This window comes from Streptomyces sp. NRRL S-31 (assembly GCF_000718775.1).
Lineage (GTDB): Bacteria > Actinomycetota > Actinomycetes > Streptomycetales > Streptomycetaceae > Streptomyces.
Map to the genome: position 1 here is coordinate 32,660 of NZ_JOCB01000026.1, position 25,062 is coordinate 57,721.

Here is a 25,062-nt window from a genome sequence, read left to right on the forward strand (position 1 = left end):
CCCGCCCGTCAGCCAACGACACCAGCACACCGGCGCCTCGGCCTCCAGCCCGCTCCGCCCCGGGTCGGCGCGATCCCAGGCATCGATTCCGTCCCGCGCCGCCGTGCGTGGACGGACAGTCAGCGTTCTCACACCCGCACTGGACGAGAGGACTCATGGACATCATCGGGAAGCCGTACGCACAGGACCGGTTCGCCGCCGTGGCAGCGGCCCGTGGCGAGGCGACGGCGGTGGAGCACGACGGCCGCCGGATCAGCTACGCCGAACTCGACGCGCGGGCGGACCGGTTCGCCCACCGCCTGCGGAGTCGCTCGGTGGGGCGCGGTTCGGTGGTCATGGTCCACCTGGAGCGGTCGATCGACCTGGTCGTGTCGTTCCTCGCGACGCTCAAGGCGGGCGCGGCCTACCTCCCGGTGGAGCCCGGCGTCCCCGACGACCGGATCGCCGCCTACGTCAAGGAGACGGGCTGCGCGGTCGCCGTCACCCGCCCCGACCACGCGCACCGGTTCGCCGGGCTGCCGGTGACGGCCCTCGACCCGGAGGGGCCGGCCGCCGCGGGACCGCCCGCCGGACCGCCCCCGGTCGCCGTCGAGCCCTCGGACACCGCCTACGTCATCTACACCTCGGGGTCCACCGGCTCCCCGAAGGCCGTGCGGGTCTCCCACGCCTCCCTCGGCCATCTGTGCCGGACCGTGAACGAGCGGTACGGCGTCGGGCCGGACGACCGGGTGCTCCAGTTCGCCGCGCTCTCCTTCGACACCTCCGTGGAGCAGATCCTCAACACCCTGCTCAACGGAGCGACGCTCGTGCTGCCCGAGTACAACTGGGCGCCGAGCGAGCTGCCCGCCCGGCTCGTCTCGCTGGGCGTGACGGTCATGGACCTCACCCCGCCCTACTGGCGCGCCTTCCTCGCCGAACTCGCCCGCGACCCCCTCGGCCTGCCGGTGCGGCTCACCATCGTGGGCGGCAGCGCGGTGTACGCCGAGGACTGCCGGACCGCCCTGCGCCTGATGCCGGACTCACGGCTGGTCAACGCCTACGGCCTGACCGAGACGACGATCACCTCCTGCACCATGGAGATCACCGCGGAGGCGCTCCCGCCGCAGGGTCCCGCGCCCGTCGGCCGGCCCCTGCCGGAGACGGTCGTCCACGTGCTGGACGAGGAGCTGAACCCGGTCCCGCCCGGACGGCACGGCGAGATCTACCTCGGCGGCCCCGGGGTCGCCCAGGGCTATCCGGCCGACGAGGCCGAGACCAGGAGGCGTTTCCTGACCCTGCCGGGGTCGGCGCCGGACGCGGGGCCCGTGTACCGCACGGGTGACCTGGGCGGCTGGACGGCCGGGGGCGACCTGGAGATCGTGGGGCGCGCCGACCGGCAGATCAAGATCCGTGGCTTCCGCGTCGAGCCGGCCGAGATCGAGGCGACACTGTCGGCGCACGACCTCGTCGACGACGCGGCGGTGACGTCCTTCACCCACCGGGGGGAGGAGCAGCTCGCCGCCTACTTCACCGCGCGGCGCGCCGCCCACCGGCTCGACCCCGCGGAACTGCGCGCCTTCACCGCCCGGCACCTGCCCGCGTACCTGGTCCCGGCCCGGTTCGTCCAGCTCGACGCGATGCCGACGACGGCGCACGGCAAGATCGACCTGGCCGCCCTGCCCGATCCCGCCGGGGTGCGGGCGGCGCCGTCGGCGGCCGGTGCCGGAGCCGCCCCCGCGAGCCTGGTCGAGCGCGCGGTCGCCGGTCTGTGGTGCCAGGTGCTCGGCGTGGACGAGGTGCGGCCCGACGACAACTTCTTCGCCCTCGGCGGCAACTCGATCCTCGCGGCCGAGCTGATGGCGAAGGTGCGGGCCTCGCTCGGGGTGCTGATCACCCAGGTGCGTCCCCTGATCCGGCTGCTGCTGGACGACGCGACACCGCGCGGGTTCGCCGCCGCGGTCGAATCGGCGCGGGCCGGCACGCTCAGCGCGGACGGCGCGGCCCAGGCCGACCTGCGCGCCGACACGGCCGTCGGGGTACCGATCGCCGCGGCGCCCGCGGGCGGGACCGCCTGGGCGGACCCCGCCCACGTCTTCCTCACCGGAGCCACCGGGTTCCTGGGCATCCACCTCCTGCGCGACCTGCTCGGGACCACCGGCGCCACCGTGCACTGCCTTATACGGGCCCGGGACGCCCGGCACGCCACGGAGCGCCTCCAGGACACCGCGCGCCGCTACCTCGGCGAGGACCTGGCCGCCTTCGTGGTGTCCGGACGGATCTGCCCCGTGCCGGGCGACCTGGCGAAGCCGCGCTTCGGGCTCCCGGAAGCGGAGTTCGACCGCTTCGCCCGGGTGGTCGACGTCATCCACCACCCCGGCGGGCTGGTGAACTTCATCTACCCGTACTCCCACATGCGCCCGGCGAACGTCGAGGGCACCCGGGAGATCATCCGGATGGCCGGGCGCCACCGCAACATCCCCGTCCACTACGTCTCCACGATGGCCGTCATCTCGGGTTTCGGCACCGCCGGCGTCCGGCACGTCACGGAACGGACCCCGCTGGACCACCCGGACCGGCTCTCCGTCGGCTACGTCGAGAGCAAGTGGGTCGCCGAGGGGCTGCTGCTGAACGCGGCCGCGCAGGGTCTGCCGGTCGCCGTCTACCGCGCCGCCGACATCTCCGGCGACCGCGCGACCGGCGCCTGGAACACGGCCACCGAGATGTGCGCGATGAAGAAGTTCATCGTCGACACCGGGACCGCGCCCGTCGCCGAACTCCCCCTCGACTACACACCGGTCGACTGCTACTCCGCCGCGCTGCTGCACATCGCGTCGAGCAGGCTGCCGGCCGGCGAGGTCTACCACCTGACCAATCCCGGGAAGGTGAACGTCTCCCTCCTGGTCGAGCGGCTGCGGGCGCACGGCCACACCATCCGCGAGATCCCCTGGGAGCAGTGGGTCGACGGGATCGTGACGACCGCGGTCGAACGGCCCGACCACCCGATGACGCCCTTCGCCCCGCTCTTCATCGACCGCTGCTCCACCGGCGAGATGAGCGTGGCCGAGATGTACCTGGAGACGACGTTCCCCGTCTTCTCCCGGGACAACGTCGACGACGCGCTGCGCGGCAGCGGCATCGAGATCCCGCCCGTGGACGCGGCCTTGCTCGACCGCTACATCCGGTACCTGGCCTCCATCGACTTCCTGTGAGGTGGACGTGTACATCCGTACGCTGGCCCGTACCGGCGGCCTGTGGGAATCGCTGGACGTCCTCGGCGGCCCGGCGGACGGGCCGGTCGCCTTCGGCGGCGACCTGGGTCCGCAGTCGCTGCTCGCCGCCTACCGGCGCGGCCTGTACCCCTTCCCGGCCGGCACCGCCGAGCAGCGCATCGTCAACGAGCTGATCCACGAGGCCGACGTCGACGCCGGTGTCGTGAAGGTGCTGCCCGGCTGCGACGAGCCCTTCTCCATCGCCTGGTGCTCACCGGACCCGCGGCCCGTCATCCGGGTGGAGGAGGCCCGCTTCCAGCGCAGCCTGCGCCGGCAGCTGCGCCACAGCACCGACTGGACGACGACGGCGGACGTCTGCTTCGAGGAGGTGGTCCGCCGGTGCCGCGCGGGACGCACCGAGCACTGGCTCACCGACGACCTGCTGCGCGGCCTGTGCGTGCTGCACGGACTCGGCCATGCGCACAGCGTCGAGGTGTGGGACGGCGACGAACTGATCGGCGGCACCTTCGGCATCCGGGTCGGAGCCGTGTTCAGCGCCGACTCCCAGTTCACGCTGCGCAGCGGGGCGGGCAAGGCGGCGGTCGCCGACCTGACCCGCCGCTTCGCCGAGGCCGGCGGGCGCGCCGTCGACGTACAGCGCGACGGCGACCACGTCCGGCTGCTGGGCGCGAGACCGATCCCCCGGTCCCGCTACCTCGGCCTGCTGGCCCGCCGGCCCGAGGGCCGGCCGCTGGCCACCGAGCGGCTGCCCGCCCGCCGCCTCGCGGCGTGAGGACCCCGACCACGCCCGTGCCCGCGCTCACCGACGGAAGGGACGCCATGTCCACTGCCCCCGGCACCACCAGCACGGCCGGCACCGCCGGCACCGGTCTGCGCGTGCTCAGCCTCGCCGAGCGGCCCGATCTCGAAGAGGCGCTGATCACGATGGAGTCGTCGTGGCCCGCCTACATCCGCCCCGAACCGCTCCTCGTGGACTGGGCGTTGCGCCGGCACGCCGAGTACCAGCTCGTCATGCTCGACGAGACGGACCGGGTCGTGGCACGGGCGGCGAGCGTGCCCTTCACCTGGGACGGCGATCCCGACGGGCTGCCCGACACCGGCTGGGACGAGACGCTGCGCCAGTGCCTGACCGACACCGTCGCCGGCCGGGAACCGACCGCGCTGTGCGCCCTGGAGATCGCTGTCGCCCCGGGCCGCCTCGCGCAGAACCTGTCCGGGTACACCCTGCGCGCCCTCATCGGGCACGCGACGGCCAAGGGGCTGCGCGACCTCGTGGGTCCGGTGCGGCCCAGCGGCAAGCACCGGCATCCCCGGCAGCCGCTGGCCGAGTACCTGGCGCTGCGGCGGCCCGACGGCCTGCCCGAGGACCCGTGGCTGCGCGTGCACGTACGAGCCGGCGGCGAGGTGCTCAAGGTGTGCCCGGCGTCCATGACCATCGCGGGGAGCCTCGCCCAGTGGCGCGCGTGGACCGGCCTGCCCCTGGACACCGACGGCCCCGTCGAGCTGCCCGGCGCCCTGACCCCGCTCACCGTGAACACCGCGCACGACCACGCGGTCTACGTCGAGCCGAACGTCTGGGTCCGGCACCGGCTCACCGGCCGGCGCCCCTGACGACCCGGCACCCGAGCCGACCGACCTCGACCGAGCGACACCGACGAGAAGGAGTACGACCTCCCATGAGCACGACTCCCCAGGACGTCCTCGCCACCGACAAGCTGGATCTGCGGGCCGCCCTGATCCAGCGGATCGGCGGTTACATGACCGCGCACGGCATCGGCGTGGCCGCCGAGCTGGGACTCGCGGACCTCATCGGCACGGGTGCGCGCACCAGCCGGGAACTGGCCGACGCCACGGGTACGCACGAGCCCTCGCTGCGGCGGCTGCTGCGGATGCTGGTCTCCGTCGGCATCGCCGAGGAGCCCGAGCCGGGCCGCTTCACGCTGACCGACGTCGGCTCGCAGCTGCGCTCCGACTCCCCGGACTCCCTGCACAAGTTCGCCCGGATGTTCTGCCACCCCATCTTCCTCACGTCCTGGCAGAACCTGCGCCACACCGTCACGACGGGCGAGCGCGCCTTCGACCACGTCCACGAGATGGGCGTCTACGACTGGCTGGCCCAGCACGGCGAGACCAGCACCCTGTTCAACGTGGCGATGAGCGAGGAGTCCCGGCTCTCGGCGGCGCAGCTGGCCGCGGGGTACGACTTCCCGGCGACCGGGACCGTGGTGGACCTCGGCGGCGGTGACGGCACGCTGCTGAGCGCGATCCTGCTGGCCCGGCCCGGACTGCGGGGCGTCGTCTTCGACAGCCCGAGCGGGGTGGCCGAGGCCCCCGACACCCTGGCCAAGGCGGGACTCGCCGACCGCTGCGAGGTCCGGGCCGGCGACTTCTTCCAGTCCGTCCCGGGCGGCGGCGACCTCTACATCATCAAGAGCGTCTTCCAGGACTGGGGCGACGACGAGGCACGGGCGATCCTGCGCACCGTCCGGGCCCACATGCCCGCGTCCGCGACCCTGCTGATCGTCGGCACGGTACTGCCGGAGACCGCCGACACCTCGGCGCCCGTCGCATACTTCACGGACGTCAACATGATGGTGACGACCGGCGGCCAGGAACGCACCGAGGGCGAGTTCCGGGCGCTGCTGGAGGAGACGGGCTTCACCGTGCGGTCGGTCGGTCTGGGGCAGGCCGGACCGCTGTCGGTCGTCGAGGCCGTCCCCGCGTCCGCGGCATGACGGCGGACCAGGCGCCGGGGCCCCAGGCCGGTCCGCCGGCCCCGGCCGCCGCCCGGCGGCCGGGGTTCGCCGGCGAACTGTTCCTCGGCCGGCTGCGGACGGAGCTGCTCGCCCTCCCGGAGGGCGATCCGCGACGGCTCCCGCCGGAGGAGGAGCGCTTCCTCGCCCGGCTGCGCGACTTCTGCGAGAAGGAGGTCGACAGCGTCGCGATCGAGCGCGAGGACCACGTGCCGGACGCCGTGATCGAGGGGCTGAAGGACATCGGTGCGCTGAGCATCAGGATTCCCCGCCGGTACGGCGGGCTGGGCCTGTCCTCGCTGTGCTACCTCCGCGCCCTGATGATCACCAGCACGACGCACCCGGCGCTGAGCGAACTGCTCGCGGCCCACCAGGCGATCGGGCTGGCCCAGCCGCTGTCGCTGTTCGGGACCGACGAGCAGAAGGAGGAGTTCCTGCCGCGCTGCGTCCGGGAGATCGCCGCCTTCGCCCTGACCGAGGCGGACATCGGCAACGACCCGTTCCGCATGCGCACCACGGCCGTCCACGACCCGGACTCGGACAGCTATGTGCTCGACGGGGTGAAGACCTGGACCACCAACGGCACCGTCGCCGACCTGCTCGTGGTGATGGCGCTGGTACCCGCCGCGGACGGCGGCGAGGGCAGGATGACGGCCTTCGTCGTGGAGGCCGGGGCGCCCGGGGTGACGGTGGAGCGCCGCAACTCCTTCCTGGGGCTGCGCGGTCTGGAGAACGGCTGCGTCCGGCTGCACCGGGTGGTCGTGCCGGCCCGCAACCGGATCGGCGCGGAGGGCGAGGGACTGGCGATCGCCCTCGCCGCCCAGGACACCGGACGGCTCTCGCTGCCGGCGGCGAGCGCCGCCGCGGCCAAGTGGGCCCTCAGCATCGCCCGGCAGTGGAGCGCCGCCCGGGTGCAGTTCGGCCGGCCCATCGCCCGGCACGACGCGGTGGCCGGGAAGGTGTCCTTCATCGCCGCCACCGCGTTCGCCCTGGAGGCGATGGTCGAGGTGACCGGCCGGCGGGCGGAGCGCGGTGACACCGACACCCGGCTGGACGCGGAGCTGGCCAAGCTGTTCGCGTCGGAGCGGGCGTGCGCCGTCGCGGACGAGCTGGTGCAGATCCGGGGCGGGCGCGGCTACGAGACGGCGGAGTCGGCGGTCGCCCGCGGCGAGCGCGGTGTCCCGGTCGAGCAGTTGCTGCGGGACGTCCGGGTGGGCCGCATCTTCGACGGCTCAAGCGAGGCGCTGCGGTCCTTCCTCGCCCACGACCTGGTCGAGGCGCACCGGACCGCCGGGGACGCCGGGGACACCTCCGCCGCGGACCGGGCGGTGCCGCACGGCCGGGGCGGGGTGCTGGACGGTCATCTGGAGTTCGTGGACCGGACCTGCCGCCGGATCGCCGGTGAACTGGCCGCGGTCGCCGCGGCCCCGGCCGACGGGATCGAGGAGCGCCAGCGGTTCCTCGGCAGGATCGTCGACATCGGCGCCGAGCTGTACGCGATGAGCGCGAGCTGCGTCTACGCCCGGGCGCTCGACGGCCCGGAGGGCGCCCCGGCCGAACTCGCCGACGCCTTCTGCCGTCACGCGCGGCTGCGCGTGGCGGAGTCGCTGGACCGGCTCGGTGACAACACCGACGCGGCGGACCGGGAGGTGACGGGGCGGGTCCTGGCCGGCCGCTACCTGTGGCTGGAGGACGGCGTGGTGGACGCCTCCGTCGACGGGCCCTGGATCGCCGAGCCGCGGCCGGGGCCGGCGACCGGCCCGAACCTGCGGCGGACCGTGCGGCCGGGCGGGCCGCCGGACACCGTCCGCCCTGGTGACCGAGTGACGAGGAGGACCCGGTGAACGGCGTGACGGAGGTCCTGGCGGCGGCGCGGCGGGAGATCGCCCGGGACGCCGAACCGAACCGCTTCCTGGAGGTGCTGGAACAGGGCCGCATGCCCGCGGAACGGCTCCGGTGGCTCGCCGGGGAGCTGTACCACCTGGTGAGCAGCGACCGGCGCAGCTTCGCGCTGATCGCCTCACGCTTCCCCGCCGCCCCGGCCGGCGACCTGTACCTGGCCATGGCGGAGGGCGAGGGACAGGCGCTGGCGCTGCTCGGGGACTTCGCGACGGCGCTCGGCATGGCGCACGAGGAGCTGCGCGCCTACGCGCCGCGCCCGCTCGCGCAGGCGTACCCGGCGTACCTGGTGCGCTCGGCGCTGTTCGGCACCGCCAGCGACCTGGCGCTCGCCCTGCTGGCGAACGTGGGGGAGTCCACCGAGACCTATGTCCGGGTGGCCGACGCCCTGGTGGCGCGGTACGGCATCGAGGAGCGGGCGCTGGAGCACTTCCGCTACTTCGCCGACACCCCGCAGGAGCTGCTGGACCGGGCGACGGCGACCTTGGCGGACGGGCTGGCCGGCGGGGACGACCCGGTCGCGGCGGTGCGGTGCGCGCGGACGGTGCACGCGCTGGAGACCGTGTTCTGGAACTGCCTGGCGCACGGCCTCGGCACCGGCTGACCCCGCCTGTCCCGGCCCCCACCGGCTTGACACCCATACCCCCCACCCGTATTTTTCACGCCATACCCGGTAGGGGTATGCCTGTGGGTCAAGTGGCCGTGCCGTGGCGCGGTGTTGGCGCAGGTCTCGACGAGGAGAGGAGTGCTGATGTCTTCGGCAGAAAGTCCGCAGTTACGCGCGGGGGGCAAGCAGTGGGCCGCACTGGGCCTGCTGGTCCTGCCCGCGCTGCTGCTGTTCATGATGCTGACCATCCTGTTCCTGGCCATTCCCTATCTCGCGGCCGATCTGCGGCCCAGCAGCACGCAGACCCTGTGGATCCTGGACATCTACGGCTTCCTGATGGCGAGCCTGCTGGTCCTGATGGGCACCGTCGCCGACCGCTTCGGCCACCGGAACCTCCTGGTGACCGGGGCGGTGCTCTTCGGGGCGGTCTCGGCGGTGGCCGCCTTCACGGACTCGCCGGAGCTGATGATCGTCTGGCGGGCGCTGCTCGGCGTCGCGGCGGCCATGCAGATGCCGACCACCCTCGGCCTGATCTTCACCATGTTCCAGGACCCCCGGCAGCGGGGCGTCGCCATCGGCACCTGGGCGGCGGCCATCTCGGCCGGCGTCGCGCTCGGCCCGCTGCTCAGCGGCCTGCTGCTGGAGGCGTTCTCCTGGCGGGCCACGTTCCTGGTCGCCGTACCGGTGATGGCGGTCGTGGTGATCGGCGCGCCCCTGCTACTGCCGGGCCGGCAGGGCCCCAGCACGGGCCGGCTCGACCTGTTCAGCGCGCTGCTCATGCTGCTGACGCTGCTTCCGCTGATCTACGGTGTGAAGTCCTTCGCCACCGCCGACTCGCCGTTGCTCTCGGCGCTGGCCGTCGTGCTGGGCGTGCTCTTCGGCGTCGTGTTCGTCCTGCGCCAGCTGCGCTCCGCCGAACCGCTGCTGGACGTACGGCTGTTCAAGAACCGCACGGTCAGCGGCGCCCTCGGGGTCTTCATCCTCTCGGCGATGGGCCTGGGCGGCGTGTATCTGATGTTCACCCAGTACCTCCAGCTGGTGAAGGCGCTGTCGCCGCTCAGGACCGGGTTCGCGATCCTGCCCGCGGCCCTCGTCCTGATCGTGGTCGCGATGCGGTCGCCGGTCCTCGCCCGGCGGGTCCGGCCGGGGTACGTCATCGCCGCCGGACTGGCCGTCCAGGTCGTCGGCTACATCTGGTTCACCCAGATCGACAGCACCACCGCCCTGCCCTGGGTCATCGTCGCCTTCATCGTGCTCTACCCGGCCGTCTCCCCCTCCATGGCCCTGACCACCGACCTCGTGGTCGGCTCGGTGCCGCCGGAGAAGGCGGGCGCGGCCGGCGGCCTGGCCTCGACCGTCAACGACCTCGGCATCTCGCTGGGCGTCGCCGTCATCGGCACCATCGGCACCGCCGTCTACCGCGACGGCGTCGACGACAAGCTGCCGCGGGGCCTGTCCGACTCGGCGGCCTCCGCCGCCCGGGAGAACCTCGACGGCGCCGTGGCCGCGGCCCGGGAACTCCCCGGCCGGCTCGGTGACCAGCTACTGGGCACGGCCCGGGACGCGTTCACGTCCGGACTCAACGTCGCCGCCGCCACCGCGGCGGTGATCGCGGCGGCGGGCGCCGTCGCCGCGGCGGTCTCCCTGCGCCACGTACCGCCGACCGGCTCGGCGGTGCCCGGGGGCGGAACCCCCGACGCGGGCCCGGCCGCACCGGTCTCCGCCACGGAGGCCGACTGAACGGTGCGGCCGGCCGGAGCACACCGCACCAGCCGACAACCGCCGGACGTGGCGGCCGGAGCAGTGGCGACAGCTGCCCCGGCCGCCGCGTCCGGCCCTCATCAGGAGGCACGCAGTGACGATTCCCTTCAGCGCAACTCCCACCGAGACGCTCGACAACAAGGGCGGCCGGTGCATGTACGCACAGGTCGAACGCCTGCGCTCGCTGGGGCCCGCCGTCCCCGTGCAACTGCCCGAAGGGGTGGCGGCGTGGTCGGTGTCCCGCGGAGACGTCGTCAGGACGCTCCTCACCCATCCCGGCGTGTCCCGGGACCTGAAGAAGACCGTGCCGGCCTACCGGCCCGGGTCGGTGCCCTGGCTGTCCCCGTGGGTCGACCTGGACTCGATGGCCACGGCGGACGGGCGGGAACACACACGGCTGCGCAAGCTGATCACCCCGGCCTTCACCCCCCGGCGGGTGGAGCGGCTGCGGTCGCACATCGAGGCGTCCGTCGCCATGCTCCTGGACGGGCTGGCCACCCGGCCGGGTGACGAACCGGTCGACCTGCACGAGGAGTTCTCCTACTCCGTGCCGACCCGGGTGATCCTGGACCTCTTCGGCATCCCGGACGACCAGCGGCCCGAGGTGCTGCGCGTGTTCCGCGCCGTGGCCAAGACCGGCCTGTCCGAGGAGGAGTCGGTCGCCCTGTACAACGACCTGGTGGCCGCCATGCACCGGCTGATCGCGACCAGGCGGACCTCGCCGGCGGACGACCTCACCAGCTTCCTGCTCGCCGCGCGCGAGGAGGGCGAGGAGGCGCTGAACGAGCACGAGCTGGTCTCCACGCTGCTGCTGATGATCGGCGGCGGCAGCCAGACGACCATCAACCTGCTGGACCACACCATCCGCGAACTGCTCACCCGCCCGGACCAGTTGGAGCTGTTGCGGGCGGACCCGGCGCGCTGGGAGGAGGCGGTCGAGGAGTCCCTCCGCGTGCACTGCCCGGTGATGCACCTGCCCATGCGCTGGGCCGCCGAGGACATCGACCTCGGTGAGGGCGTGGTCATCCGCGCCGGCGACGCCATCCTGATCTGCTACGGCGCCCACGGCCGGGACCCCGGGGTGCACGACGACCCCGAGACGTTCGACATCGGCCGGGAGGACAAGGACCACCTCGCCTTCGGCCTCGGCGCCCACTTCTGCCCCGGCTCGCACCTGGCCCGGCTGGAGGCCCGCGTCGCGCTGCCCGCGCTGTTCGACCGGTTCCCGCGCCTGGCCCTGGCCGTGGATCCACAGGACGTACCGCCCGGGCAGACCTTCATCGGCAACGACATCGCGTCGCTGCCGGTCCTCCTGCGGCACACGTGACCGCCGCCGGGCACGGCCGGCACACCCGGCGCACCGCGCACCCGTACCCGCCGCGGCACCGCGGCACGACACCGGGAGGCCCCGCATGACGGCCGACGAGAGCCTGACCGAGCGGACGGCGCACCTGCTGAACACGGCGCGCTATCTGAACCTGGCCACCGCCCGGGACGGGCTCCCGTGGGTGGCCACCCTGGAGTACGCGTGGTTCACCGATCCGCTGCACTTCGTGTTCGGCTCGTCCACCGGTTCCCGGCACAGCGGCGACCTGCGCGCGGAGCCCCGGGTGAGCGGTTCGCTGTTCGTGACCGCGGGCGCCGCCGGGGTGGCCGTCGCGTCCGTGGACGGCGCGCAGTTCACCGGCCGCTGCGCGGAGATCGGCCCCGAACTGCTGGACGCCTACTACGCGCCCTTCTACGAGACGGTGTTCCCCGACGCCCGGCAGCGTGCCGAGTGGCGGCTGCCGCCGGAGCGGCTGCGCGGGTCCGCGCCGCACCGTCTCTACCGGGTCGACGTCGAGCGCTGGTGGCTGATCGACACCCGCCACTGGGAGGAGGACCGCATCGACCGCCGTGTCGAACTGCCGCTCGACTCCGGTACGCAGGCCCGGCTGGCCGCCCACGCGCGCGTGCGCGTGACGTCTCCCTGAGCCGGGGCCGGCCGGGGGGAGGATGGCCGGGCCGGGCTCGCTGACGGGGGGTGTGCGAGCCCGGCCGGACCGCTCCCGGCCCACGGCCGGGAGCGTCTGGTGGCACCGGCGTCAGGCGGCGCGGCCGGTCAGCTCGTACCCGGCGTCGTCGACGGCCTTGGCGATCAGCGCGTCGTCGGGGCCCTGCTCGGCGACCACGGTGACCCGGCCGGTCTTCACGTCCACGTCGACCGAGAGCACGCCTTCGACGCCGCTGACGGCCTTCGTGACCGCGGACTCGCAGTGGCTACAGGTCATGCCCGTCACGGCGTAGACGGCCTTGGCGCCGTCGGCCGCGGCCTCGCCGGTCGAGCCGGAGTGGCAGCTGCCGTCAGGGGTGCAGCAGGACGACATGGGCTTCCTCCTGGGGTAGTGAAGAGACGGAACGCGCCAATACCCCTGGCGGGTTGGGGTATTTGAGGCGCTGGTGTGCATAGGTATACCCCCTACCCCTATGCAGCGGCAAGTCATCCGACCGCCGGAACGGCCCCCGCCGCCAGGTGTCCGGTCCGGTGCAGCCGGGCCACCAGGGCGGCGCACCCCAGCCCGGTCGCGGCCAGCGCCGCCCAGGGCAGCCACGGCACCCCCGTGTCGAACAGCGCCCCCACGGCCAGGTTGCCCAGCGAGACGGCGATGCCGGAGGCGGTGCTGTAGGCGCCGTAGTAGGTGGCGACGAGCCGGTCACCGGAGAGCCGGACCACGGTGTCCATCTCGAACGGGTAGAGCAGGGCCCCGCCCCAGGCGAGCAGCACCGCGCACACCGTCAGGGCGGCCACCCCGGCCGGTGCGCCGCCGGTCCGGTACAGCAGGGGCAGGAAGGCGGCGCCCATCACCGCCAGGCCGCAGGCGACGGCCCGGGGTCCGGCCAGGGTGCGCTGCGCCCACGCGGTCAGCTTCAGCTGCCCCGCCAGCGCGGCCAGCGCCGAGGCGGCGAACACCACACCGGTGACCGCGCCGGTGTGCCGGCCGAAGAGCGCGCGGGCGTGCAGCGGCAGCGCGAGGTACACCTGGAAGGCCAGCACGTACGAGCCGCTCATGGCGGCGGCGAAGAGCAGGAAGGGACGGTTGGCGGCGACCGTGCGCCAGTCGGCGGCGACCGCCCGCCAGGCCGGTTCGGCACCGCGGCCGGCCGGGGGCCGGGCGGGCAGCGCGCGGGACTGGAGCACGGCCAGGGCGCCGAAGATCAGCGCCGCGACCGCGCACACCACGCCGAAGTCCCATGTCAGCAGGGCCAGTCCGGCGAGCGGGCCGACCAGGATGCCCGCCTGGTAGAAGACGTTGAAGGTGGCGAACGCCGCGACCCGTCGCTCCTGGCCCGCGTCCGCCGCGAGGTAGGCGCGCACGGCCGGGTTGAACAGCGCGCCGGCCAGGCCGGTCAGCGCCGAGGCCGCCACCAGCGCGGGCAGTGAACTCGCCACCGCCAGCAGCCCGAAGGCGACCGACCGCAGGGCGCAGCCGGCGAGGATCATCGGCTTGCAGCCGTAGCGGTCGGCGAGGGTGCCGCCGACCAGGAACATGCCCTGCTGGGAGAAGTTGCGCACGCCCAGCACCAGGCCGACCGCCCAGGCGGCGAGCCCGAGACCGTGCGCCAGGTGGTCGGCCAGGTACGGCATCAGCATGTAGAAGCCCAGGTTGATGGCGAACTGGTTCACCATCAGCAGCCGGGCCGGCCGGTCGAAGGAGGCCATCCGGGCCCACAGCCGGGTCACCGGACGCCCGCCTTCGCCAGGCCGCGCGCGAGCGGATCGCGGACCCGGGCGCACCGGGTCCACCGCGTCACCACGCGCGCGTCCGGTTCGGCGATGTCGTCGGGTTCCGGCCGCGGTGTCCGCCCGAGCAGCCCGTGCTCGCGGCACCAGGCGTCGTCGTACACGGTCTGGAGGTAGCGGTGCGGTCCGTCGGGGAAGACCGCGGCGATCCTGGTGCCGGCGGGGTGGGTCCGTGCCGCCCATCCGGCCACCAGCGCTACCGCCCCGACGCTCCAGCCGCCGACGGCGTAGTGACGGCGGGCCAGGTGGCGGCACGCCCAGACGGCCTCGGCCGGGCTCACCCAGTGGACCTCGGCGAAGGCCGCGTAGTCGACGTTCTCCGGATGGATGCTGGAGCCGAGGCCGCGCATCAGCCGCGGCCCCGCCGGCTGGCCGAAGATCGCCGAGCCGACGGCGTCCACCCCGATGAGGGTCAGCCGCGGGAAGACCTCGCGCAGCGCGGCCGAGACCCCGGCGGAGTGTCCGCCGGTGCCGACCGCCGCCACCAGCACGTCGACCCGGCCGAGCTGGGCGATCAGCTCGGCGGCGAGGGGCCGGTAGGCGGCGGCGTTGTCGGGGTTGCGGTACTGGTCCGGGCAGTACGTGCCGGGGGTGCGGGCCAGCAGCTCCGCGACGCGCCGGCGGCGCGCCTCCTGCCAGCCGCCCTCCGGGTGCGGCGTGGCGACCTGGACGACCCGTGCGCCCAGCGCGGTGAGCAGCCGTGCCACGGGGGGCTCCATACCGGGGTCGGTCACGACGGTGACCGGGTGGCCGTAGGTCAGCCCGGCCAGCGCGAGGCCGAGACCGAGGGTGCCGCTGGACGACTCGACGAGCGGCGCGCCCGGCGCGAGGTCGCCGCGCCGACGGGCCTCGCGGACCATGTGCAGGGCGGGCCGGTCCTTCAGGCCCCCCGGGTTGGCGCCCTCCAGCTTCGCGTGGAAGCCGCGGCCGGGCGGGGCGAAGGGTTCGTCCACCCACAGGATGGGGGTGTCACCGACGAGGTGGGCGGGGCGCCGGGCGGTCGGCGGACGGGACGCGCGCGTCCGCAGGGCGGGCAGCGGGGCAGCTGACATGGGGGCAGGGCTCCTTCGCGCCCGGCGGCAGTGCGGCGGGCGCCGTGCGAGTGGGGGGTGGGCGCGTGGGCGCCCCGGCCCGCGGTTGGGTGCGGGGCGCGCGGGCGCCGCCCTACTGCCGCAGCACTCCGACGAGCGCGCGTGCGGAGCCGTTCGAGCGGGGGCGGGACGTGCCGGGCGGGCTGCGCCACCCGGTGCGCGCGTGGCGCCCGCCGGCCGCGGCGGACGGGACCGGCTGGTGCGCCTCGCCGTCGGGTCCGCCGTCGTCGAGGGCGGCGCGCGGCCGGTCCGCCGTGTGGTCCGAGTGGCCGCCCGCCGCGTGCCGGTGGTGGGGAGGCGGCGCGGCCGGTCCCGCGCCGTCGGCCCCGTCCACGGCGCGCGGGAGGTCCTGCGCCACCACGGGGGTGGGGTCGAATCCGGCGTAGGAGCAGGCGTGCACCGCGCCGGTGAGATGGGCCGCGATCACCAGGACCAGTCCGACGAGCAGGGCGGCGCGACGGGAACCTCTCCCGCGCCCGCCGCCACTGCCCCATGAGCCGATCACATGCGCAGCGTAGCCGTCTAGTGACGTCGTGTCATATCACGGGCGGCGTGGCGCGATCACCGGCCGCCGGCAGCCACAGGTCCGCGCCCCGGTCCGGCCGGCGTCCGGGCCGCCGAGGTGCGCGGCCAGCGCCTGAAGGAGCGCGACGGCCGCCCTGCGGGTCACGGGATGCCCGGCTCCCCTGCGGAGGGCGTCCCACACGACCGGCGCCCCGCCCTCCGGGGCTCGCCGTCCGGAAAGGTTCAGCCAGGGGCTCATCTTCGGTTCCTCTCGGTGCGCGACGACGGGAAGCGGCTCCACACATACCCCGGGCCGGTATCCGGAACAAGGCCGCACCCGCTTGACTCCGTACCCCCCTGGGGTATGTTGAAGCCTTCGGGCCGCCCGCGGGCGGCGACCAGACGAGGAGTCACCATGAACACCGGGCTGCGGATCACCGCCTTCGCCGCCGCGCTCGCGGCGGCGTTCGGCCTCGCCTACGGCGTCGGCGGAGGGGTCGGCGAGATATCCCTGGAGACCGGGAGCGCGGCACACGACGGGCACGCGAGCGCCCCGCCCGGCGGGGACGGCGGCACGGGCGGCGGACCGGCGGCGCCCGGCGGACTCCAGGTGTCGGAGCGGGGCTACACGCTCGATCTGAAGACCCCGGCCGTCACCGCTGGACGGAGCGCCGAGCTGCGCTTCGCGATCGTGCGGGACGCCACCGGGCGCGCGCTCACCTCCTACCAGGAGGAGCACACCAAGGAACTGCACCTGATCGTCGCCTCGCGGGACCTGACCGTCTTCCGTCATCTGCACCCGAGGCGCGCCGCCGACGGCACCTGGTCCGCGCCCGTGACCCTGCCCCGGGCCGGGGCCTACCGGGTCTTCGCCGACTTCACGCCCGGCGGCGGCGATGGGCTCACCCTCGGCACCGACCTGACCGCGTCGGGCCGCTACTCCCCCGCGCCCCTCCCGGCGCCCGCCGGCACCGCCGAGGTCGACGGGTACCGGGTGAGCCTCCGGGGCCGGCCCGTTCCCGGCCGGGACAGCGAGCTGACGCTCACCGTGACCAGGAACGGCGAGCCGGTGCGTGACCTCCAGCCCTACCTCGGCGCCTACGGCCATCTGGTGGCACTGCGCTCCGGGGACCTCGGCTACCTGCACGTGCACCCGAACGGCGAGCCGGGCGACGGCGCGACCTCGCCCGGGCCGGACATCTCCTTCACGACCACGGCGCCCAGCACCGGCACCTACCGGCTGTTCCTGGACTTCAAACACGCGGGAGAGGTGCACACCGCCGCGTTCACCGTCCGGGCGGGGCGGCCCGCGCGGCGACCGGACGCCTCCTCTCCGCCCTCCCCGCACCCCTCCGAGGAGCCCGGGAAGCACTCCGGACACGGCCACTGAACACGAGCGTCCCCCTGGAGTGCTCCAGGGGGACGCGGGGCCGCGCGGACGCCATAGGGGGGACGTCCGCACGGCCGGCTCCGACGGAAAGTCAGCTCGTCGCGCGAACCGCCTCGCGGATCAGGTCGGCGACCGCCTTCGGCTGGGAGACGGCGACCGCGTGCGACGCGCCCTCGACCTCGACGATCGTCGCGCCGGCCCGCTTCGCGCCGAAGCGCTCCACCTCCGGGTTGATGGCGTTGTCCGCGGCGGCGACAAGAGCCCACGACGGCTTGGTCTGCCACGCGGCGGCGGCGGCCGTCTCCTCGAACGCGGCGGCGGCGAGCGGACGCTGCGCGGCCGCGAGGACCTTCGTGACCTCCGCGGGGACGTCGGCGGCGAAGACCGACGGGAAGGCGTCCTCGGCGATGGTGACCTCGACGGCGGTGCCGCCGTCGGCCACCGGGTACGTCCACTCCTTGAGGTTGCTCACCAGCGGCGAGAGCGGGTAGCGGCCCTGGAGCTCGCCGAGGCTCTCGCCCTCCTGGAGGGCGTACGCGGCGACGTAGACCAGGCCCACGACGTTCTCCGTGGTGCCGGCCACGGTGATGAGCGCACCACCGTAGGAGTGGCCGACCAGGATCACCGGGCCGTCGATCTGGGCGGCGACGGAGGCGACGTACGCCGCGTCGGACGCCAGGCCGCGGAGCGGGTTCGGCGGCGCGATCACGGGGATGCCGTCGCTCTGGAGCTCGGCGATGACGCCGGACCAGCTGGCGGCGTCGGCGAACGCGCCGTGGACCAGGACGACCGTGGGCGTGGAGGTGCTCATGTCTGCGTTCTCTCGTGCGATCAGGCGGTGTGCAGGGCCGCGTGCAGGGTGCGGACGGCCATCGTGATGGCGGCCTCGGCGGCGTGGGTGCCGCGCAGGGCGTTGAGCATCACGAAGTCGTGGATGATGCCCTGGAAGCGGACCGCGGTGACCGGAACGCCGGCCTCACGGAGCTTGTTGGCGTAGGCCTCGCCCTCGTCGCGCAGCACGTCCGCCTCACCGGTGATGACCAGCGCCGGCGGCAGGCCCTGGAGCTGCTCGGTGGTGGCGCGCAGCGGCGAGGCGGTGATCTGGGCGCGCTCGGCCTCGTCGGTGGTGTACTGGTCCCAGAACCACTGCATGCCGTCGCGGCGCAGGAAGTAGCCGGTGGCGAACTGGTGGTAGGACGCCGTGTCGAAGTTCGCGTCCGTGACCGGGTAGAACAGCACCTGCTGGACCAGCGGGATGCCGCCGCGCTCCTTGGCCATCAGGGTCAGGGCGGCCGTCATGTTGCCGCCGACCGAGTCACCGGCCACGGCCAGCCGCGAGGCGTCCAGGCCCTTCTCGGCGCCCTGCTCCACGATCCACTTCGCGACGGTGAAGTTCTGCTCGATGGCGACCGGGTAGCGGGCCTCGGGCGAGAGGTCGTACTCGGGGAAGACGACCGCGGCCTCGGCGCCCACGGCGAGTTCGCGCACCAGGCGGTCGTGGGTGTGGGCGTTGCCGAAGACCCAGCCGGCACCGTGGATGTAGATGATGACGGGGAGGGTGCCGGTGGCGCCGGCGGGCTTGACGATCCGCGCCCGGACGCTGCCCGTGGGGCCGCCCTCGACCGTGATCCACTCCTCGTCCACGGCCGGCTTCTCGATCTCGCCGGACTGCACCTCGTCGACGGCCTTGCGACCATCGGCCGGAGCCAGGTCGAAGAGGTACGGCGGGTTGGCGGTCGCCGCGACGAACTCGGCGGCGGCGGGCTCCAGCACCGGCTGCACCGGGGCGTGGGCGTCAGACATGGGGGTATCTCCTGTATCGCTGCAACAGCGCCGGCAGATCCGGCACATCGCGCGGATCGTCGTGCTCGGCACTCCGGCACCGCAGGCCCCAGGGTAGAAGCACCGTCGGGCCGGCCGTTGCCCGTCAGCGCACGTACGGCGTTCTCACAGCGCACGGAAACAGGCCCGCCGTCCGGGGTACGCACGGCTCGCCGCCCCGTCGCGACCAGTGCGCTGTCAGGAGCCTTTCAGTGCGCTGACAGAACAATCGACCGCGACCGATGGCCCTAGCTTGACGGCGCAGCGGGTCGCGGTACGCCCTCGACCGAGTGGCGAACCCCCGCTTCACCCACCGCTCTCTCCGTCCACCACGTCAGCCGCACGCGGCGGACGTCGAAGACGCTCATCCCGGAGGAGGTCCCACAGACGTGTCCCCCATGCCGGTCGGTGGCCTGACGCCCCAGGCCACCGACGACGCCGCCGAACTCGTCGTCCGCAACGCGAACATCCACACCGGGGACCCGCGCCGCCCGCACGCCGAGGCGCTCGCCGTCCGCGACGGTGTGATCACGGTCGTCGGCGACGACCAGGACGTGGCCCCGCACGTCGGACCGGCCACGAAGGTGGTGGACGCGCTCGGCCGGCGGATGATCCCCGGCCTCAACGACGCCCATCTGCACGTGATCCGCGGCGGGCTCAACTACGTGCTGGAGCTGCGCTGGGACGGCGTGCGCTCGCTCCGCCAGGGCCTGGCGATGCTGCGGGAACAGGCCGCGCGGACGCCGAAGGGCCAGTGGGTGCGCGTGGTGGGAGGCTGGTCGGCCGAGCAGTTCGCCGAGCGGCGGCTGCCGACCGTGGCCGAACTCAACGCCGCCGCCCCCGACACCCCGGTGTTCGTCCTGCACCTGTACCAGTCGGCCGTGCTCAACCGGGCGGCCGTGCAGGCGGCCGGGTTCACCCGGGACACGCCCGACCCCAGGGGCGGACAGATCGTCCGCGGCCGGGACGGGGAGCCGACGGGCATGCTGCTGGCCGCGCCCAGCGCCCTCATCCTCTACTCGACCCTGGCCGCGGCGCCGGTGCTCGAGGGCGAGGACAAGAAGGTCTCCACCCGGCACTTCCTGCGCGAACTCAACCGGTTCGGCCTGACCTCGGCGATCGACGCCGCCGGCGGGTTCCAGAACTTCCCCGAGAACTACAGCACCGTCGTCGAGCTGGCACAGGCCGGCGAGCTGTCGCTGCGCATCGCCTACCACCTCTTCCCGCAGACCGCCGGCCAGGAGCTCGCGGACCTCGCGCGCTGGATCGAGATGGCCAGCCCCGAGGACGGCGACGCCTGGCTGCGGCTCAACGGCGCGGGCGAGAACCTCACCTGGGCGGCGGCGGACTTCGAGAACTTCGCCCAGCCGCGCCCCCATCTCGGCGACTACGAGCCCGAGTTCGAGAAGGCGGTCCGGCTCCTGATGGAGCACGGCTGGGGTTTCCGGCTGCACGCCACCTACGACGAGACCATCCGCCGGGACCTCGCGGTCTTCGAGAAGCTGGCCGCCGAGGGGCTCTTCCCGGCCGGCAACCGGTGGCTGTTCGACCACGCGGAGACCGCGTCCCCGGAGAGCCTGGACCGGGTCGCCGCGCTCGGCGGCGCCATGTCCGTGCAGAACAGGCTGTCCTTCCAGGGCGAGGCCTTCCTGCGCCGCTACGGCCCGGGCCGCGCCGCCGACGCCCCGCCGATCCGCGAGATGCTGGACCGCGGGCTGACCGTGGCCGCCGGTACCGACGCCACCCGGGTGTCCACCTACAACCCGTGGGTGGCCCTGCACTGGCTGGTCAGCGGACGTACCGCCGGCGACCTCACGCTGCGCCCGCCCGGCAACCGCGTCGACCGGCAGACCGCGCTGCGCATGTTCACCGTGGCCGGCGCCGAACTGACCGGCGAGGAGCAGGTCAAGGGCGTGCTGCGGCCCGGTTGTTACGCGGACCTCGCGGTGCTGTCGCACGACTACTTCAACGTGCCGGAGCCGGAGATCGCGCACATCGAGTCGCTGCTGACGGTCACCGGCGGCCGGATCGTGTACGCGGCCGGCGAGTACGCGGGAATCGACGAGGAGCTGCCGCCGGTCACCCCCGAATGGAGCCCGGTGAAGCACTTCGGCGGCTACCAGGCGTCCCGTCCGGCGGGTGTGCGCCAGGCCGAGGCGCTCGGCGAGGCCGTCGCCGAATCGGAGCTGCACCGCAGCTGGCGCGCACGGCGCGGACAGCTCGACGGCACCGGCGACGTGCCGTTCGACCCCTGCTTCGTCCTCTGATCCACCGCCCCCTGGACTCCCGGGAGGCACAGCTCGTCCGAGGTGTGCCTCCCGGGTCATCGAAACCCGCTGTTTTCTGTAGAGAGGTATCCCATCATGGTCGACATCGCCCAGGTCACCGCGTCCCCCAGCCCCGACCTGCTGACGCCCGACAACTGTGCGGTCCTGTTCATCGACCACCAGCCGCAGATGTTCTTCGGCACCGGCAGCGGCGACCGCACCGCGATCATCAACGCGACGGTGGGCCTGGCCAAGGCCGCCAAGGTCTTCGACGTCCCGGTCGTGCTCAGCACGGTGGCCGCCGAGTCCTTCTCCGGCCCGATCATGCCGCAGCTTCCCGAGGTCTTCCCCGGCCACGAGATCATCGACCGGACCACGATGAACGCCTGGGAGGACGGCGCGTTCGTCGAGGCCGTCAAGGCCACCGGCCGCAAGAAGATCGTCATCGCCGGTCTGTGGACCGAGGTCTGCGTCGTGCTGCCGGCGCTCTCCGCGCTCGCCCAGGGCTACGAGGTCTACGTGGTCACCGACGCGTCCGGCGGTGTCAGCCCGCAGGCGCACGAGCACGCCATCCAGCGCATGGTCCAGGCCGGCGTCGTACCGGTCACCTGGGTCCAGGTGCTCCTGGAGCTCCAGCGGGACTGGGCCCGTGGCGAGACGTACGTCCCGGTCACCGAGGTGGTGAAGGAGCACGCCGGCGCCTACGGCCTCGGCCTGGTCTACGCGCAGGCGTTCATCGGCGAGCACGCCGCCGGCTGACCCCCTCACCAGCGCAACCGGTCAAGGACCGAGTCAGGAACAGGCAGAGAGATGGATGCGGGACTGCTGATCCTCCGTGTGGTGGCGGGACTCCTCGTCGCCGGTCACGGAGTGCAGAAAGTGAGCTTCCGGCTCGGAGGTCACGGTTTGGCGGGCGGAACCGAGGAGTTCCGGCACGACGGCTTCCGCGGGGGCCGGCTGACCGCGGTCGTCGCGGGTGCCAGCCAGATCGGGGCCGGCCTGTTCCTGGCGGCCGGACTGCTCACGCCCCTGGCGGCGATGGCCGCCATGGGCGTGATGACGGTCGCCGGCACCGTCAAGTGGCCCAACGGCCTCTGGGTGCAGAACGACGGCTACGAGTACCCCCTGGTCCTCGTCGTCGTCTCGGCGGTGCTGACCCTCACGGGGCCCGGCCGGTGGTCCCTCGACCACGCGGCGGGGATCACCCCATGGCCCCTGTGGGTCGCCGTCGCCGCGATCGTGGTCGGCCCCGTCAGCGGGCTGCTCACCCGATTGGTGCTGCACCGTGCGCCCACGGCAGCGGAAAGGACGTTCCATGAACCGGCTGCTGACTGACGCGGCCCACACCCTGGTCCCGCCCAAGGAGGACCGCCACGGCCCGCTGCCTCCCCTGCTGCTGGTGCTGACCCTGGTCACCGGTCTGGTCGACGCGGTGAGCTACCTGGGAATGGGACGCGTCTTCGTCGCCAACATGACCGGCAACGTGGTGTTCCTCGGCTTCGCGCTCGGGGGTGCCAGCACCCTGTCCGCGCTCGCCTCGATCATCGCGCTGGCGGTGTTCCTCCTCGGCGCGCTGGCCGGCGGCAAGCTGGGAGCCCGGTTCGCCGGGCACCGCGGACGCCTGCTGACGGCGGCCACCGCCGTACAGACGGTCCTGACCGCCGTCGCCGTCGTCATCGCGGCGGTCGCCGACGGCCGGGTCACCACCGGTGTCCAGTACGCGCTGATCGTGTGCCTCGGGCTCGGCCACGGCATGCAGAACGCGGTCGCCCGGCGCCTGGGCGTCCCGGACCTGACCACGACCGTCCTGACGCTGACCCTCACCGGTCTGGCTGCGGACTCCACCCCGGCGGGCGGGGCGGCGCCCCGCCCGGGCCGCCGGATCCTGTCCGTGCTGGCGATGCTGCTCGGCGCCCTGGCCGGCGCCGCGCTCGTGCTCCACGGCCACCTGGTCCTCACCCTGGTCCTGTGTCTGCTGCTGCTGGCCGTCGTCTCGGTGGTGACGCACCGTCTGTCCGCCACCGACGCCCCGTGGACCCGGCCTTCGTAGGGGTCCTTCACACACCAGCGCGAGCCGCGCCCACTCCCCCGTGGGCGCGGCTCGCCGCGTCTGCGCACCGGCACCACCCCCGCTCCTCCGTCCGGCCCCGGACAGCGCCGCGGCCCCGCCGGCGGGACCGGCGGGGCCGCGGTGTCGACGAGCCGTCAGGGACGCGGGATGTTGCGCAGGTTGGCGCGGGCCAGGTGGAGCATGCGGCCGACGCCTCCGCTGAGGACCGTACGGCTGGCGGACAGGGCGAAGCCGCTGAGCTGCTCGGCGGTGATCTTCGGCGGGACGGCCAGCGCGGCGGGGTCGGTGACGACGTCCACCAGCACGGGGCCGTCGTGCGCGAACGCCTCGCGCAGGGCGCCGCGCACGTCGGCGGGCTTCTCCACCCGGATGCCGCGAGCCCCGGCGGCCGTGGCGATGGCCGCGTAGTCGGTGTGCGGGTAGGTCGTGGCGTGCGGGGGCAGGCCGTCGACCATCATCTCCAGGTCGACCATGCCGAGGGAGGAGTTGTTGAAGACGACCACCTTCACCGGCAGCCCGTACTGGACGAGCGTGAGGAAGTCGCCCATGAGCATGGAGAACCCGCCGTCGCCGGAGAGCGAGACGACCTGCCGGCCGCGGTCCAGGAACTGGGCGCCGATGGCCTGGGGCAGCGCGTTGGCCATGGAGCCGTGCACGAACGAGCCCAGGATGCGGCGGCGGCCGTTCGGCGTGAGGTAACGCGCCGCCCAGACACAGCACATGCCGGTGTCCACGGTGAACACGGCGTCGTCGGCGGCCTCCTCGTCGAGCACGGAGGCCACGTACTCGGGGTGGATCGGGGTCTGCCGCTCGACGTCGTGGGTGTAGGCGGTGACGGCGCCCTCCAGGGCGTGCGTGTGCCGCTCCAGCATGCGGTCGAGGAAGCGGCGCGAGGTCTTCTCCCGCACCGCGGGCGTCAGGCACCGCAGGGTCTCGCGCACGTCTCCCCAGACCGCGAGGTCGAGCTGGGTGCGCCGGCCCAGCCGCTCCGGCTGCACGTCGACCTGGACGGTCCGCACGTTCCGGGGCAGGAAGTCGGTGTACGGGAAGTCCGTGCCGAGCAGGATCAGCAGGTCGCACTCGTGCATGGCCTCGTACGCGGCGCCGTAGCCGAGCAGTCCGGACATGCCGACGTCGTACGGGTTGTCGTACTGGATGTGCTCCTTGCCGCGCAGGGCGTGGCCCACGGGGGCCTTGACCTTCTCGGCGAACTCCATCACCTCGGCGTGGGCGCCGGCGACGCCCCGGCCGCAGAACACCATGACGCGTGTCGCGGCGTCCACCAGCTCGGTGAGCCGGGCGACCTCCTGCTCGCCGGGCCGGATGGCGGGCAGGTCGACGGGCAGGGAGAGTTCGGGGGCGGCGTCCGGGGAGTTCTCGCCGGCGGTGTCGCCCGACAGGGCCACGACCGAGACCCCGCGGCGGCCCACCGCGTGCTGGATCGCCGTCTGCACCACGCGCGGCATCTGGCGCGGCGAGGAGATCAGCTCCGAGTAGTGGCTGCACTCTTCGAACAGCCGGTCGGGGTGGGTCTCCTGGAAGTAGCCGGTGCCGATCTCACCGCTGGGTATCTGGGCGGCCAGGGCGAGCACGGGCGCCATCGAGCGGTGGGCGTCGTACAGCCCGTTGATGAGATGGAGGTTGCCGGGGCCGCAGGAGCCCGCGCACGCGGCCAGCCGGCCGGTGAGTTGTGCCTCGGCACCGGCGGCGAACGCCGCGACCTCCTCGTGACGGACCTGGATCCAGTCGATGTCGTCACGCCGCCTGACCGCGTCGACGACGGGGTTCAGGCTGTCACCGACCACGCCGTAGATGCGGCGCACACCGGCGCGCGCCATCAGGTCGACGTACTGTTCGGCGATGGTCTGCTTGGCCATGGCACTCCTCGGGTTCCGGCTGTCGGGCACG

General features: G+C 73.7%; 21 protein-coding genes. 14 read left to right on the forward strand and 7 right to left on the reverse strand.

Features of this window, described 5'->3' with window-relative positions; genetic code table 11:
- Nucleotides 1-155 precede the first annotated feature (155 nt).
- The 9 genes from IF37_RS0112915 (at nucleotide 156) to IF37_RS0112955 (ending at nucleotide 12,202) form a co-directional block, all read left to right on the forward strand.
- On the forward strand, nucleotides 156-3,188 hold the full coding sequence (locus IF37_RS0112915; RefSeq protein WP_079165711.1) for an amino acid adenylation domain-containing protein: 3,033 nt from the start codon (nucleotides 156-158) through the stop codon (nucleotides 3,186-3,188).
- 7 nt (nucleotides 3,189-3,195) lie between these two features.
- On the forward strand, nucleotides 3,196-3,981 hold the full coding sequence (locus tag IF37_RS0112920) for a leucyl/phenylalanyl-tRNA--protein transferase (RefSeq protein ID WP_253915747.1): 786 nt from the start codon (nucleotides 3,196-3,198) through the stop codon (nucleotides 3,979-3,981).
- A gap of 47 nt (nucleotides 3,982-4,028) precedes the next feature.
- On the forward strand, nucleotides 4,029-4,820 hold the full coding sequence (locus IF37_RS0112925; RefSeq protein WP_052845171.1) for a hypothetical protein: 792 nt from the start codon (nucleotides 4,029-4,031) through the stop codon (nucleotides 4,818-4,820).
- A 65-nt stretch (nucleotides 4,821-4,885) separates the two neighbouring features.
- Entirely contained in the window at nucleotides 4,886-5,944 is a 1,059-nt protein-coding gene (locus tag IF37_RS0112930) for a methyltransferase (protein ID WP_052845153.1), read from the forward strand.
- Nucleotides 5,941-7,806, forward strand: a complete 1,866-nt coding sequence (locus IF37_RS0112935) for an acyl-CoA dehydrogenase family protein (protein ID WP_079165712.1) — start codon at nucleotides 5,941-5,943, stop codon at nucleotides 7,804-7,806. The genes IF37_RS0112930 and IF37_RS0112935 overlap by 4 nt, the downstream gene beginning before the upstream one ends.
- Nucleotides 7,803-8,465 (forward strand): hypothetical protein, encoded by a 663-nt coding sequence (locus IF37_RS40820; protein ID WP_052845155.1) that lies wholly within the window; start codon nucleotides 7,803-7,805, stop codon nucleotides 8,463-8,465. Before IF37_RS0112935 ends, IF37_RS40820 begins: the two co-directional genes overlap by 4 nt.
- 147 nt (nucleotides 8,466-8,612) lie before the next feature.
- Nucleotides 8,613-10,208 (forward strand): MFS transporter, encoded by a 1,596-nt coding sequence (locus tag IF37_RS0112945; RefSeq protein ID WP_030740942.1) that lies wholly within the window; start codon nucleotides 8,613-8,615, stop codon nucleotides 10,206-10,208.
- Between the two features lie 115 nt (nucleotides 10,209-10,323).
- Nucleotides 10,324-11,556, forward strand: coding sequence for a cytochrome P450 (locus IF37_RS0112950; RefSeq protein ID WP_052845157.1), 1,233 nt, complete (start codon nucleotides 10,324-10,326; stop codon nucleotides 11,554-11,556).
- Between the two features lie 85 nt (nucleotides 11,557-11,641).
- Nucleotides 11,642-12,202 (forward strand): pyridoxamine 5'-phosphate oxidase family protein, encoded by a 561-nt coding sequence (locus tag IF37_RS0112955; RefSeq protein ID WP_052845159.1) that lies wholly within the window; start codon nucleotides 11,642-11,644, stop codon nucleotides 12,200-12,202.
- Between the two features lie 111 nt (nucleotides 12,203-12,313).
- Here IF37_RS0112955 and IF37_RS0112960 read toward each other — a convergent pair whose 3' ends face one another.
- From IF37_RS0112960 to IF37_RS0112975, 4 genes are all read right to left on the reverse strand, one after another.
- Nucleotides 12,314-12,595 (reverse strand): heavy-metal-associated domain-containing protein, encoded by a 282-nt coding sequence (locus IF37_RS0112960; RefSeq protein ID WP_030740949.1) that lies wholly within the window; start codon nucleotides 12,593-12,595, stop codon nucleotides 12,314-12,316.
- A 113-nt stretch (nucleotides 12,596-12,708) separates the two neighbouring features.
- On the reverse strand, nucleotides 12,709-13,950 hold the full coding sequence (locus IF37_RS0112965) for an MFS transporter (protein ID WP_030740952.1): 1,242 nt from the start codon (nucleotides 13,948-13,950) through the stop codon (nucleotides 12,709-12,711).
- Nucleotides 13,947-15,062: a PLP-dependent cysteine synthase family protein gene (locus tag IF37_RS0112970; RefSeq protein ID WP_030740954.1), complete on the reverse strand. Its 1,116-nt coding sequence runs from the start codon at nucleotides 15,060-15,062 to the stop codon at nucleotides 13,947-13,949. The genes IF37_RS0112965 and IF37_RS0112970 overlap by 4 nt, the downstream gene beginning before the upstream one ends.
- Nucleotides 15,063-15,174: 112 nt before the next feature.
- A complete protein-coding gene (locus IF37_RS0112975) occupies nucleotides 15,175-15,606 on the reverse strand; it encodes a hypothetical protein (protein ID WP_030740956.1) in 432 nt (143 codons plus the stop codon).
- Between the two features lie 414 nt (nucleotides 15,607-16,020).
- Here IF37_RS0112975 and IF37_RS0112980 point away from each other — a divergent pair, with 414 nt between their 5' ends.
- The gene (locus IF37_RS0112980; protein ID WP_030740959.1) at nucleotides 16,021-16,995 is read left to right on the forward strand and encodes a hypothetical protein; all 975 of its coding nucleotides are present in this window, start codon (nucleotides 16,021-16,023) and stop codon (nucleotides 16,993-16,995) included.
- Nucleotides 16,996-17,086: 91 nt separating this feature from the next.
- On the opposite strand, the gene IF37_RS0112985 is transcribed toward IF37_RS0112980, so the two are convergent.
- Both IF37_RS0112985 and IF37_RS0112990 read right to left on the reverse strand, forming a co-directional pair.
- Entirely contained in the window at nucleotides 17,087-17,806 is a 720-nt protein-coding gene (locus IF37_RS0112985; protein ID WP_030740968.1) for an alpha/beta fold hydrolase, read from the reverse strand.
- Between the two features lie 20 nt (nucleotides 17,807-17,826).
- Nucleotides 17,827-18,798 (reverse strand): alpha/beta hydrolase, encoded by a 972-nt coding sequence (locus IF37_RS0112990; protein WP_030740971.1) that lies wholly within the window; start codon nucleotides 18,796-18,798, stop codon nucleotides 17,827-17,829.
- Nucleotides 18,799-19,214: 416 nt separating this feature from the next.
- Between IF37_RS0112990 and IF37_RS0112995 the strand changes: the two genes are divergently transcribed.
- From IF37_RS0112995 to IF37_RS0113010, 4 genes are all read left to right on the forward strand, one after another.
- Nucleotides 19,215-21,083 carry an amidohydrolase gene (locus tag IF37_RS0112995; RefSeq protein ID WP_253915749.1) on the forward strand — a complete coding sequence of 623 codons (1,869 nt, stop codon included), beginning with the start codon at nucleotides 19,215-19,217 and terminating at the stop codon, nucleotides 21,081-21,083.
- A 96-nt stretch (nucleotides 21,084-21,179) separates the two neighbouring features.
- A complete protein-coding gene (locus IF37_RS0113000) occupies nucleotides 21,180-21,842 on the forward strand; it encodes a hydrolase (RefSeq protein ID WP_030740978.1) in 663 nt (220 codons plus the stop codon).
- Nucleotides 21,843-21,893: 51 nt separating this feature from the next.
- Nucleotides 21,894-22,418: a DoxX family protein gene (locus tag IF37_RS0113005; RefSeq protein WP_030740980.1), complete on the forward strand. Its 525-nt coding sequence runs from the start codon at nucleotides 21,894-21,896 to the stop codon at nucleotides 22,416-22,418.
- Entirely contained in the window at nucleotides 22,399-23,133 is a 735-nt protein-coding gene (locus IF37_RS0113010; protein ID WP_030740983.1) for a YoaK family protein, read from the forward strand. The genes IF37_RS0113005 and IF37_RS0113010 overlap by 20 nt, the downstream gene beginning before the upstream one ends.
- A 155-nt stretch (nucleotides 23,134-23,288) precedes the next feature.
- Here IF37_RS0113010 and IF37_RS0113015 read toward each other — a convergent pair whose 3' ends face one another.
- Nucleotides 23,289-25,031: a pyruvate dehydrogenase gene (locus tag IF37_RS0113015; RefSeq protein ID WP_030740986.1), complete on the reverse strand. Its 1,743-nt coding sequence runs from the start codon at nucleotides 25,029-25,031 to the stop codon at nucleotides 23,289-23,291.
- Nucleotides 25,032-25,062: the final 31 nt, after the last annotated feature.

Excerpts from the sequence above, each read along its gene's own strand:
- IF37_RS0112930 (WP_052845153.1), top strand. The coding sequence starts at position 4,886 with ATGAGCACGACTCCCCAGGACGTCCTCGCCACCGACAAGCTGGATCTG.
- IF37_RS0113000 (WP_030740978.1), top strand. The coding sequence starts at position 21,180 with ATGGTCGACATCGCCCAGGTCACCGCGTCCCCCAGCCCCGACCTGCTG.
- IF37_RS0112970 (WP_030740954.1), bottom strand. The coding sequence starts at position 15,062 with ATGTCAGCTGCCCCGCTGCCCGCCCTGCGGACGCGCGCGTCCCGTCCG.
- IF37_RS0112955 (WP_052845159.1), top strand. The coding sequence starts at position 11,642 with ATGACGGCCGACGAGAGCCTGACCGAGCGGACGGCGCACCTGCTGAAC.
- IF37_RS0113005 (WP_030740980.1), top strand. The coding sequence starts at position 21,894 with ATGGATGCGGGACTGCTGATCCTCCGTGTGGTGGCGGGACTCCTCGTC.
- IF37_RS0112925 (WP_052845171.1), top strand. The coding sequence starts at position 4,029 with ATGTCCACTGCCCCCGGCACCACCAGCACGGCCGGCACCGCCGGCACC.
- IF37_RS0113015 (WP_030740986.1), bottom strand. The coding sequence starts at position 25,031 with ATGGCCAAGCAGACCATCGCCGAACAGTACGTCGACCTGATGGCGCGC.
- IF37_RS0112985 (WP_030740968.1), bottom strand. The coding sequence starts at position 17,806 with ATGAGCACCTCCACGCCCACGGTCGTCCTGGTCCACGGCGCGTTCGCC.
- IF37_RS0112915 (WP_079165711.1), top strand. The coding sequence starts at position 156 with ATGGACATCATCGGGAAGCCGTACGCACAGGACCGGTTCGCCGCCGTG.
- IF37_RS0112960 (WP_030740949.1), bottom strand. The coding sequence starts at position 12,595 with ATGTCGTCCTGCTGCACCCCTGACGGCAGCTGCCACTCCGGCTCGACC.
- IF37_RS0112945 (WP_030740942.1), top strand. The coding sequence starts at position 8,613 with ATGTCTTCGGCAGAAAGTCCGCAGTTACGCGCGGGGGGCAAGCAGTGG.
- IF37_RS0112995 (WP_253915749.1), top strand. The coding sequence starts at position 19,215 with ATGCCGGTCGGTGGCCTGACGCCCCAGGCCACCGACGACGCCGCCGAA.
- IF37_RS0113010 (WP_030740983.1), top strand. The coding sequence starts at position 22,399 with ATGAACCGGCTGCTGACTGACGCGGCCCACACCCTGGTCCCGCCCAAG.
- IF37_RS0112980 (WP_030740959.1), top strand. The coding sequence starts at position 16,021 with ATGAACACCGGGCTGCGGATCACCGCCTTCGCCGCCGCGCTCGCGGCG.
- IF37_RS0112935 (WP_079165712.1), top strand. The coding sequence starts at position 5,941 with ATGACGGCGGACCAGGCGCCGGGGCCCCAGGCCGGTCCGCCGGCCCCG.
- IF37_RS0112990 (WP_030740971.1), bottom strand. The coding sequence starts at position 18,798 with ATGTCTGACGCCCACGCCCCGGTGCAGCCGGTGCTGGAGCCCGCCGCC.